We start from the raw sequence: 12,000 nt of genomic DNA, 5'->3' as shown, positions 1-12,000 counted from the left end.
CGCACCCGTGCAGAGGTAGAAAGGCTGTTGAACCCTAAACAGCCACTAGATCCAAGTAGGCTGCTAACAAGTGACATCACCGCGTTTTCTCAGCAAAACCCTACATTAAATGGCACTGTAGAAATCAACTCACCAGATGTTGACCCCAGTAAAGGATTAGTAGAATTACCTGTAAATCTGGTTGATGCTTCGCAGCAAATTGTTGCTGCTTGTGATTCTGGTGGAAAAATAGCCAGGAGTTCATTTATTACAACTGGGCGTGGAGGACTAGTAGCCGATCCTACGCAGCCATTGATAGCTGATGATGCGGTGTTGGCAGATTGGATTACACTCTCTCCAGAGAGTCAGGATCGTGCTGGCATTATTCAGAAAAAAGTGGTTGCTCAGGCGCAGCAAAACACAGAAGAAAAATTACAGAAAGTTAATTCTGTCAATGAACCTACTCAAATTGTGGAAGCCCAAGGGTGGGTTATAGATGCCAATGGGAACGTGGTTCTGGTTGCTCAAGTACCCACTGCAACGCCCCATAACTCCTTGCTCACAGCTACATCTTGCGCTGCTAATTAGAATTTGAGATATGGCGAGATTCTCTTTGCGAATCAGCTCTTAGAAAAAATTAAGTTTTGTAAGTAGAAGTTATTGCAAGTAGCTGATGTCGCTGAGATATTTAAAACATCAGAAGCTGTTAATAACGCCCTCCGTGCCTTACTCTCAGCAATTCCAAAGACTGAAAGATAAATTGCGTAGGCGTAGCCAGCACTTCTCTACGTTCCCTGCGGGACGCTGACGCGAACGCGCAGCGTGTCGCAGACAGACGCTGCGCGTAGCTTCCCCGTAGGGGTACGACAAAGCTCTGTTACCACCGTAGGCATCGCTACTGCCTATTCTCTAACTCGTCTCTTGAATTTGCAGACGTATAGTGTGTTCAGTCGCACCACTAAGTTGCAATTCCATAATTTCACCACCCAGAGGTTCCAAGCAAGTTAGGAGCGATCGCAAGTTGGGTGTACTTGCACCAGTATCTACATATAATCGATCTGCTAAATTACCGATTCGTTTCCAAGTCATGTACAATTTAGCGATCGTTTGTTCAATTTGCGATGCTTGATTGACCAAATCAGCAGCAATACTCAAACAGCCGACTCTTTGCGCTTCTTCTAAGGCTGTTTCAATATCAACATCTTCCTTCGTTAGTGCCTGAACTTGAGCCGCCCCTTTCAGATATTTGGCTAAGTTACGCGCTTCTGTAGTTACCTGTTTCAGGGTATCCACATCAGGATTAGCAGCAATTTCCTTTTGGATAAACTTTTGGTGCGATTCTGGCAGTTTTTCCATTTCCTTCACCAGTGGGGCGATATAACGTGGGGGAAGGGTGTTATCTGCTGCTTTTTCTTTGACTGCTTCGGGTAATAAATCTGAGGACATGGCTGTCCATTCATCGCTGAGTTGACGCACTTCCCGCCTGGTGATGCGATCGCCTTTTTGGGCGGCTTCACTCACCATCTGTTGCACTTCTGGGACTGCTTTGGAGGTTTCAACAAATGCCCGTTTGCTGAAGTTGTTTACAGTTCCGGGATCAAGTTTACCGTCTTCGATGAGAGTATCGGCACTATTCGCCAGTTGAATCCAGGAATATGCTTGACTTTTGCTGATTTCCCGCTCTTTTAGCCATCGCAGAAAGCCAGTACCGCGTCCGTCACCACCAACTTTCTCTCTGTCGCGGATAGCGCGTAAAATTCGCCCCCGCCAAATTTCAGTTTGCAAATCAAAGCGATCGCATACCTGCCAAGCTACTTCTAGCTGCTGTTGAAAATCTGATTCTAGAATCTGTTCATCTTCTGGATCGGGCAGTTCAAAGCTGATATCTGCTGGCTGTAGTAAAGCAGCAGCAAGGTCGTTTATGGAGTCGGTGTCTTGCACGATTGATGACTAACTAGTAGATGCGATCGGCTTATTATGCCACAATCTGTGGACTCTCACTTAAGGGGGGGTACGGTATCTTCAGTTACAACAAATATAGTAGGAAGGCGTAAACCAACTTTGTAAAGTCTTTAATTAATTAGAGACAATAAAAATAAAACGATGAATCAGGTAGACTACCTCCGCATAAGCTTAATCGATCGCTGCAATTTTCGTTGTCAATACTGTATGCCAGAGGGAGTAGAACTGGATTATATTCTCAAGCAACAGTTGTTGACTAATGAGGAACTGCTCACCTTAATTAAAGAGGTATTTATTCCAGTAGGCTTTACCCGGTTTCGGTTAACTGGGGGTGAACCCTTGTTGCGTCCGCGCGTGGTAGATTTAGTAAGCGCGATCGCAAGTCTCCCCCAAACTCAAGACCTCTCAATGACTACCAACGGTTTTTTGCTAGCTCCGATGGCACAAAACCTTTACAATGCAGGGCTGCGACGAATTAATATTAGTCTGGACTCGCTTGATCCCGACATTTTTGATCAAATTATTGGTAATCAGGGGCGTTCTCGTTGGCAACAAGTTTGGCAGGGGATTCAAGCTGCCCATCAGGTCGGATTCGACCCCCTGAAGCTGAATGTGGTGGTGATTCCTGGTGTTAATGACCACGAAGTTCTCGATTTAGCCGCCCTGACAATTGATAAACAGTGGCACGTTCGATTTATTGAATTTATGCCCATTGGTAATATGCATTTGTTTGGCGATCGCGGTTGGGTATCTTCAGCCGATTTACGAGAACGTATTCGCGATCGCTGGGGCTTGACAGAATCACAAGTTCGTGGTGCTGGCCCTGCTGATGTTTTTCAAATTCCCGGTGCGAAGGGGACACTGGGATTTATTAGTCAAATGTCGGAGTGTTTTTGCGATCGTTGTAACCGGATGCGCCTGAGTGCTGATGGCTGGCTGCGTCCTTGTTTATTAAATGAAACTGGTCAAATAGATTTAAAAACTGCTTTGCGTTCTGGCACTAGTACCGCCCAATTACAAGAGCAGGTGAGTAATTTACTAGCAATCAAGCCAGAAATTAACTTTAAAGGGCGCGATTCTGGCATTTCAGGTACATATACCCGCACCATGTCGCAAATTGGCGGATAGTCATTGGTCATTTGTCCTTTGCAAATAACTAAGGACAAATGACCCTTCGGGTGACGCTCCTGCGTCGCTAACGCTGCGCTAACGCTAGTTGCTCATGGGGGAAACCCCCATCGCCCTTGGCGTCTCCCCTTGGGAGAAGACCGCACTGGCTCACTAAGGACAAATGACTATTACGCTTGTCGTGAGTAGTATTCCACCACAAGTAGTTCGTTAACTTGTAGTGCCACCCATTCACGTTCAATAACGCTGTTGACTCTACCAACCAACTTATTTTTGTCAAACTCCAAATGACTGGGGAGATTTGCCAAACCGGGATATTGCAAGTTAGCTTCCACCAACTTCCGTGATTGTGCCCGATCCCTGACCGCAATTACTTCACCAGGACGGCATTGATAGCTAGCAATATTAACCACACGACCGTTAACAGTTACGTGACCGTGGTTTACCAGTTGACGAGCTGCTGGGATAGTCGGGGCTATACCCAAGCGGAAAACGGTATTATCCAAGCGCATTTCTAGCAATTGCAGCAACACTTGTCCGGTAGAACCAGTAACACGTCTGGCTTTCCGCACATAGCGCAGCAATTGCTTTTCAGTCAAACCGTAGTTGAAGCGGAGCTTTTGCTTTTCTTCTAGACGGATAGCATATTCAGAGCGCTTCTTGCGGTTCTGACCATGCATACCAGGCGGGTAAGCCCGTCTAGCGCTTTTACGAGTTAATCCTGGTAAATCGCCCAAGCGGCGTACAATTCTGAGGCGTGGCCCTCTATATCGGGACATGAGTTTCCTTAATCTAATCCTGTTTAAACTTTAGCCAAACATATTTAGCCAAACATAGCTGACATACTATGTTGACATATCTCTGATTAAAAATCAGAGGATTTTTGGTTTTTTGAGTGTGCTTACCTTGGTATGACGTATCCTACCAATGTAGAGGCATCAATTACGCCAGTTGCTTTAAGTCGGTAGAACCGACATACTGGCTTTCAAGCCTGAATTCCGGCCTGTCACGCCGTACTCCTGCCAATAAGTTTTTTGTGTTTATTTAGTTTCGTAGGCTACTCAATAATCAGATTGATTTACGTAGTATTCTTACTTTGAAATACTTTTTACGTTGCCTACTTATCTTTCAAACAGTTATATTAACACAATTTCCGGCATAATTAATTATGTCTATAGCTTGCTACCGCCGAAATTCTTTAATTACAGAGGATTTTTAAGATATTTGAGTTAGCATAACTTTGGGTGTTTGGAGAATGGCAATGTTAATGAGCAATAAAGCGGTTAATAGAGGTAAGAACAAACAAGCCAGTTCCACCTCCAGGATTTTAACAGTACCAGTGGCTATAGCTGGATGCTTGGCAACACTCTTACCGAATACAGCGATCGCTGCTTCCTACAAGAATGATTATAGTGTTTGTGCAGGTCGCCTTTTGAGCGTGGGTGTAACGGCAGAAGCGGCTTCACTTGGTTGTGCAGCAGCACTGCGTCCAAAAGATTTGGCTGCTTGCGTGGTTAAAATTGATAAGGAAACCCAAATTGCCGCGACAGATGCGCTTTCTTCTTGTGGGAGGGCCCGGCGTCCTGAGGAGTTAGCTACCTGTGTAGTTGGTGTTAGCTTAAGTACCAAGGAAGAAGCTAATCTGGCAGCTCTAGATTACTGTGGACGTAGTTTGTTACCCGTGCGCTTTGGGCAGTGTGTAGTTGGCTTGCGTAGTCAAATCGACTTTCCTGCTACACAGGCGTTAGATACTTGTATCAGTGCTGATGATAGTGTTATCGGTGCTTCATCTTCCTCTCCACCGTCAACTATAATACCTGCGGGTTCAAATCCAAGTTTAGAGACTGTCCCATTTCCAACGCAACCAAGTGTTCCAACGCAACCGAGTGTTCCAACACAACCGGTTATTCCAACGCAACCGATTGTGCCAACGCAACCCGGCACGACGAATTAATTACAATCCTTTGTAGTTAACTGAGAATACAGGTTAATTAGTAGGGTGGATATTAAAATATCCACCCTACTAATTTGTCACGTTTAAACTGATGGGTAATGTTCCACATTTAAATTTCATATACTGGGTGAACAGGACTTCGCCGTATAATTGTCCTGTGATTGCAAGTTATTCAAACTAAACACTTACAACACAAAAGTCACAAGCGATTTTGTGACTTTTGTACTATTATTACTAGTACAGTGTTACAATCTAAGTAGAAGAACCATCTCCCTAGTATTAAGCAACGGACAAAATCAGTGAAAAGCCTAATTAGCTTTTTGAATTTTGTGTACCGCTACTAGTACAGTCCGACGAAAATAAACTACCATTTCATTACAGCCAGAAAGCCCAAAATTAGAGCCTTTTGACTTTTGACTTCCGCCTTGCGGAGCTAGTCTTCTCTTTCGCCAAAAACTGTTTGTAAAATTACTGGAATACCCCCGTCTTGGTGATATTTATCTGCCCAGGCACGGATAACTTCATCTAATTCTTCCATAGCCTGCTCCATTTTTTCTGGGAGGATATCAAGTTCTTCCAGTAAGCGCATGGCATTTCGTCGCCGTTCTGCCCAATTTTTCATCATGCGGAAATACCGAGCGGTATCTTCTACCATGATGTAGGTGCGTTCTTGATCGTCTGCGGGGGCATAAAAAGGACGGGTAAGAGCATAGAAGGGCATTCCCCAAGGAGAATCAATGCGTGTTACCGTTCCTGAGTAGAGCAGACGGCGCTTGATATGCTCACCCAAGGCTTCACTCAAAGGCATTTGGTGTTCGGGTGGGAAGTCTTCTTGCGATCGCCTGTGCAAAAACTCAATTAAATCCAGAAACTCAAAAGAGCTAACTAACTGAGCGTCAGGTAGATTACTGGGCAGTTTTTGCTCAATTTGTCTTTTTTCTTCACTTGTCAGACTGGTACCAGGAACGCGCGATCGCCCCGGTTGCCAAGGATACTTTTCTAGCCAGACATAAGGCAATTGAATTAAATAGCGTGGTTCCTGAGAACCCAGCATCTTTAATAGTTTGCCTTCTGTTAAAGCCTGTCTGACTTCTTCTACAATAATTTTTACCCGTTTCGGCTCCAGGTGGTGCAAATGCCCTGTCATCCGCAGGTTTTGTCCCTGCTCCAGATAGGTCATGTAAATTGCACATTTTGCTGCTGTTGCGGCTGCGTCTAAAAATGCCCCATGCCTGTGCCCACTCGTCCGCATGGCACTAAAAGCCAGATAAAGCATGATCTGATCCATCGCACTGGGGTCAAGACGTTTGATCAGATCTATGTCGTTACTCATATTACAGACAATTGAATAGCACGTTTACAGAATTTTTAATGGATTGAAAATAGGTAGTATACACCTGGCTGAAGGCAATGTTTTCACTTCAGACTATATTAGTATGCGATAACTATGAAATCCGTGGTAGCCCAAACTACCATTTTCGTATATTTTCTGGTATTAAGGCAGATTTAGTTGTGGTTACTATAACTGTCTTTGCATCTGACCAGAAAATTACAGACATCAGCAAGTTCAGCTTGATCACCGTTTCCGTCCCAAAAGTCAACTGTGTTACAAGTAATCTATAAAGCCTTTAAGTTCTCTGAGTTTTTTTATCTTTCTAGAGCAACAACGTCAAGCTATTTACACCTTAATTATGGCACTATGCCGACTTGGAGTAAAAACTAGTTTGCGCGGTTTATCTGGGATATCTGTTACTCAAAAAAGATGGTTTTTATTCAGCTTTAGCGAATTATTTTTAGCACACAAGTGACTAGAAATAATTGGGACTAGTCTAAAAAGAAATCGCTTCCCAGGTATAGAAACATTCAGAGGTTGAGCCATACGGCTCGTTGCGAACTATTATTTTGTTTACAACCTCCAGTGATGTCTCGCCACTATAAGCCTTTGGCTTGAGGGAAGATAGTAGACATCAAGTAGAGCAATTAATTCCAATTTCCAAAACACCTGTTGTTTTTTCAATTCTCGTTTTTTATCATATCATCTTTTTTTCAGTTTGTAACAAATTCATGTGTTTGAAAGTTTATAAATAATGCCTACTTAAGTAATTTCTATTCTTGCTAAATCAAGGTTTGATGATATTGTCTTTTTTCTAGTAAATCTGATTCGTAATTATCTTTTTGTGTTGATAATTTTACACAGAAAGCCTCGATTGACTCTGAATTAATTGCATACTTATTAGGCTTTGTTAATTATGCTAATAGCCGAATAACTAGTTATTAGTCAAATCCAAATAAATAAAACATAGTGGATTTTATGATTATTTAGATATTTTTTTCATGAAAGAATTTTAAATTTTCATGATTTAACTAATTCATTGGCTACTTTTAAATATATTTTTACCTCACTGTTCTATATATTTGACGGATGTTGAATTGCGTAAATAAAAGGAAGAGAATCCGCAGCAAGCTACGATATAAGCTTCTTTCTCTAGGCATCTGGGCGTAGTTTACCGCCGTAGGCATCGCAGACCAAATTGACTAATGCAGACCGACGTAAATAAAAATACCATTTCACTAAACCCAATAAGTAAGTTGGCGTGAATAATTAAAGATTTGTAGTAAGCGGCTCTAACCCTATTTTAAGGTCTGAAGGTCTACTACAACTCAATTTAATTAACTTTACATTCTGTAACATAGGTCATTTTATTCTTGCCCATTTACTGAGTCTACCATGCTTAAAAACCGGGTTACTCTAAATACTTCTGTTACTTCTTCATCTCCTAGTTCCAAAACGTGCTGCAATGGTCTTAACTCCTTGCCAATCTTCTTTGTGAGCAAGTACTCGTGCTAAATTGCTTGAGTCAGTACTACTCGTACTGCTTACATATACGTGTTTTCCTATCTGTATCAGGCTAAATTCCTAAAAATATATTACAAGTCAAGTTCTTCTAATTACTGTTGACTCATCTATTAAGTGCTATCTCCACTTATAAGTAGGATGGCGTAAATAATGTAGTGTACCCCTGCGGGGAAGCAAGCTACGCGTAGTGTCTTGTAGAAAGCGGTTTTAGCCTTACTTTGTTCGCGTAGCGTCTCACAGAGAGCGGCTCCAGCCGCTCACTACAAACTAATTTCAATATTGGCGTTGCTGATTCCATGTATGAAAATGATTTTGGATAATACCAAAATCCTTGTAGAGATGTAGCAGTTCTACGTCTCTACATCCAGATTCATACTTCAATTCAGCAACGCCTCAATATTTTTTACATTACATCAGTTAATGTAGTTTGAATTATTCTTACCCATTTACTTACAGCAGCCGTAAATTATTCGTAAAAATTGAGATCCCCGGCTTCTCACAGAAGTCGGGGATGTTGTTTGTTCAGATGATTTAGAGAAGTTGCAACTAGGCGTATTCGCGTCAGGATTTATGCCCAGAGTGATGGGAGCTATACCTCCCACCACACCTAAACTGATTGAACTCGTCATTTAATTGGTGGGATTAGAGGGTTTAACCTGATTTCGCATTGTTTCAAAGCTGAAAGCGGCCGCGCCAAAGGTTACTAACAACACTCCCAGAATTTGCACAATATCCAAATTTTCTTGAATGATTAGCCCAGCGAAAATCACGGTTAAAACTGGGATAGTACCACCGATGAGCGCCGATCGCGAACCACCTAGTTTACTAATACCAACATTATTCAGCAAATAGCCGGCAAGAGTTAACACACCCAAAATAAATGCACTTAAAACCAGTTCCAGCATCTTAGAGGTATCAACTACCAAGTTCCAATCGCTTGGTAAAGGTAGCATCAAACAGATAAAGCTCAACAGCAGCATGGTGGCGAAGTTAATTAAAGTAAAAGTCACGGGATGCAGTTTGCTAGCACAAACCCGCGTCAGAATTATGTAGGCTGCAAAAGCCACGCCGGAAAGAATGGCGGCGCTGCTTCCCATTGAAGTATTACCCATACCTGGGTTGGGAGAACCTCCTAAAACCAACAATTCACCGCAGCAAATTGCAGCGATCGCACTGATGCGAAATATGGTGGGGCGATCGCGAAACAGAAACCACGACAATAAACCACTAACCATCGGATAAATAAAGAACAGTGCGATCGCCATTCCTGTGGTGACTTGAGCGATCGCAATGTATATGAGAACCTGAGACAAAAACAGAAAGCAGCCACTCACAACTGACAACAGCAAAATCTGCTTGGTAGCTGCATTAGCAGCTGTGGGATTTCCTCTAACTGAGTTAGCCAAGTTTTCTAAGTCTTGCCATAAGGTTGGATGTAGTATCGGCGACAACAATACCATTAGTGGTACTACTACCATAAACCGTAGGGTCAAAATTAAGAAAGTATTGCCCAAAGTCGGCGGCAGCAAGCGCTCTACATCTAATACTCCAAAAATTTGGGAACCTTCGTGGAAAATTACCTTAATGGCTACGTTATAAAGCGACGATAGCACTGCCGATAAGACAATCAATAATAAACCGATTTGGATCGACGATAAACCAGAGGAATTGCGCGATCGCGATTGTGGCGGTTTTGCTGGTGGCGGCTCTAGCGGAGCGATCGGTGAGGATTGAGCTTTGCTCTGCGATACGTTCTTGCGGAGGAGAGAAATTGATTCAGCAGCGTTTCTCCTTCGTGAAGTTTGTATTGCTTCCGGCTGTGGCACAGATACATTAGGAGGCTCTGATGTCGTTTCCTTTTCTGGCAAGTCCTTATTAAGGACAGAAATTGGTTCAGCAGCGTTTTCTTTTGGTGGCGGAACTACAGCAGCATTCGACTCTGATTTAGTTTCCCTTTGGGACAAGTCTTGGCTGGGGACAGAAATTGGGTTCGCGGCATTTTCTCTAACGACAATCGGCTCTGATGTCGTTTCCCTTTGGGACAAATCTTGGCTGGGGAAAGAAATTGGGTTCGCGGCGTTTTCTCTAACAACAGTCGGCTCTGATGTCGTTTCCCTTTGGGACGAGTCTTTACTGGTGATAGAAATTAAGTTCGCGACGTTTTCTCTAAGAACCGGCGGCTGTGATGTTGTTTCCCTTTGGGATAAGTCTTTGCTGGGGGCAGAAATTGGGTTTGCGCCGTTTTCTTTAACAACGGTTGGCTCTGATGTCGTTTCCCTTGGTGAAAATTTATTAGCGATCGGGGAAATTGGCTCAGAGGAATTTCTTACTACTTCGCCAACCTGTGGCGAGGATGTCTCAAAAGAACTATTTTTTTCTGGCTCGGTAAACTGCAAAACAGTAGGTATACCTGCTGTCGCTGGTTTGCGTGAAGCAACTTCAATAGTTTTGTCTAGTTCTCCATGCAGGCGATTAACAAACTCCGCCAAAATCGTTTCCCCTTGCTGCTGCTGGCTGTACATCCGTGACAACTGTTGGGAAAGATTACTTTGATAGTTCTTCAGCTCCTGTTGCAGCGAGTTAAAGGTAATAGTAACGGTATCATCCAAGCTGTCAAACATGTGTTCGACTTTTTCATTAATTTCACCTACTACATTGCTGCTTACTTCAGCCGACTTAAGCGCAGCTTGATCGTAAGAGTTGCCCTCTATGGTTTGGTTAGCTAAAGTTGCCAGAGAGGATTGCAGTTGTGAAGATATATGCTTTGCCAGAACTTCTGCCAGTTGCCGAATTAACACTTGCTGCTCAGTAATTTGGCGCACTTGTTGTAAATGCTCTTTTTCCTCTACTAAGCTTTGAATATCATCAGATAATCGGTTTTTTTCTGACTGAAGTCGCTTTACGTCTTCCTGCAATCCTCTGAGGACATTTTGCTGAAGATTTTCTAAATCTTCAACTACAGCCCAAAGAGCATTTTCTGCTGCTCTGGATAGCTCGCCTCTGACTCTCGGGTTTTCTGGTTGCTTCTCGAATCGCCCCATTAGCTTCTAACCTCTAACACCTTGACGATAAAGCTGCTTCCGGTACACTTTATTGGCGCTCATACTAATTCCTGTATTTTGTCAGATAAATTAAAAATTTTAACAGCACTTCCGCATTTCAACGTAATTCTGTCATACTGAGCACAACTTGGCAAAGCATCAAATTTACCTTACTGCTTAATACACAGTGTTTTCTTCAGGATTGACAAGTATTTTGTCATTCGATTTTGGACTTTGGATTATCCGTATGGCTGTAAGTCGCTTCAACTCAAACCTTTTTTGTTTTGGTCAGTTTAATTTACATCAACCTATTTGCTAATGAGATTTTTACTTTTAAATAAATCTCACTCCAAATAAACATTTATTGTTTTGCTACCAATAGTAATTGTCAAAGACTTGCAGATGGGTGCATTATTGCCACAAAATTGTCTGACTGAAGAGGCAGGGGGGCAGGGGGAATTCTAGTATCTTTCCGCCTGCCACAAGGGTTTGATATCATGTCCGCTTGATTGCTTATTAAACCAGAAGTTCCCCACCCCACCAAAGCTATGCTTTGTCTCCCCTCCCCGCAAGCGGGGAGGGGTTGGGGGTGGGGTTCTTTTATTATGGGTAATTTAGCGGACATGATATGAAAGCAAATAAATTTATTATGTATGGGGATTTCCCCCCCTACTCCCTGCCCTTTTCCTCTTCTTGACTTGCGAAATTAACTGTAAATTCCTGTGGAATGTAACTTGTGTGACAGTTTATATCTCTAAATGGAGATTAAAGTATCTTTCTGTGGAAATTCAAAGTTACGCTATCCCCTGCACAACATTCTAATGAATGAACAGCAGTTCTGCAAAAATACGCTTTTTTGGCGTTGTTGCAGTGTAGGTTCTACTTTGAATAGATGAAGTAGACAAAAAAGTTAGGAAAATATTAATAATTCTTAGAGAAATAAAATCCGGGCGATGCTAAAGATGGCAGCGCTAAGGGCAGCACTCACGGGGATTGTAATTAGCCATGCGCCAGCAATGCCTTTTAGTGTTTGAAACTTAATCGACTTGATATTTTGCACTAGTCCAATACCAACTACA

Annotated in this window: 6 protein-coding genes and 2 pseudogenes; 3 read left to right on the top strand and 5 right to left on the bottom strand. The window is 42.7% G+C overall.

The features are described 5' to 3' along the window. A pseudogene (locus VE944_RS19970) lies at positions 1-567 on the top strand (S-layer family protein); the annotation flags it as partial. Positions 568-888: 321 nt separating this feature from the next. Here VE944_RS19970 and VE944_RS19965 read toward each other — a convergent pair. After that, positions 889-1,920, bottom strand: coding sequence for a hypothetical protein (locus tag VE944_RS19965; protein ID WP_324980771.1), 1,032 nt, complete (start codon positions 1,918-1,920; stop codon positions 889-891). 162 nt (positions 1,921-2,082) lie between these two features. On the opposite strand from VE944_RS19965, the gene moaA reads away from it, so the two are divergent. Beyond that, positions 2,083-3,069 carry a GTP 3',8-cyclase MoaA gene (moaA, locus tag VE944_RS19960; RefSeq protein WP_324980768.1) on the top strand — a complete coding sequence of 329 codons (987 nt, stop codon included), beginning with the start codon at positions 2,083-2,085 and terminating at the stop codon, positions 3,067-3,069. Positions 3,070-3,239: 170 nt separating this feature from the next. Here the strand turns inward: moaA and rpsD are convergent, their stop codons facing one another. Continuing rightward, positions 3,240-3,848 (bottom strand): 30S ribosomal protein S4, encoded by a 609-nt coding sequence (gene rpsD, locus VE944_RS19955; RefSeq protein WP_152589456.1) that lies wholly within the window; start codon positions 3,846-3,848, stop codon positions 3,240-3,242. A 488-nt stretch (positions 3,849-4,336) separates the two neighbouring features. Here rpsD and VE944_RS19950 point away from each other — a divergent pair, with 488 nt between their 5' ends. Then, positions 4,337-5,023, top strand: coding sequence for a hypothetical protein (locus tag VE944_RS19950; RefSeq protein WP_324980761.1), 687 nt, complete (start codon positions 4,337-4,339; stop codon positions 5,021-5,023). Between the two features lie 433 nt (positions 5,024-5,456). Here VE944_RS19950 and hetR read toward each other — a convergent pair whose 3' ends face one another. The 3 genes and pseudogenes from hetR to VE944_RS19935 form a co-directional block, all read right to left on the bottom strand. Then, a complete protein-coding gene (hetR, locus tag VE944_RS19945) occupies positions 5,457-6,356 on the bottom strand; it encodes a heterocyst differentiation master regulator HetR (protein ID WP_324980758.1) in 900 nt (299 codons plus the stop codon). 2,153 nt (positions 6,357-8,509) lie between these two features. Beyond that, positions 8,510-10,921 carry an EamA family transporter gene (locus VE944_RS19940; protein ID WP_324980754.1) on the bottom strand — a complete coding sequence of 804 codons (2,412 nt, stop codon included), beginning with the start codon at positions 10,919-10,921 and terminating at the stop codon, positions 8,510-8,512. A gap of 931 nt (positions 10,922-11,852) precedes the next feature. Next, positions 11,853-12,000: pseudogene (locus VE944_RS19935) on the bottom strand (inorganic phosphate transporter); the annotation flags it as partial.

Source organism: Nostoc sp., assembly GCF_035638895.1.
Lineage (GTDB): Bacteria > Cyanobacteriota > Cyanobacteriia > Cyanobacteriales > Nostocaceae > Nostoc.
This window is presented reverse-complemented; position numbering and strand designations above follow the sequence as displayed.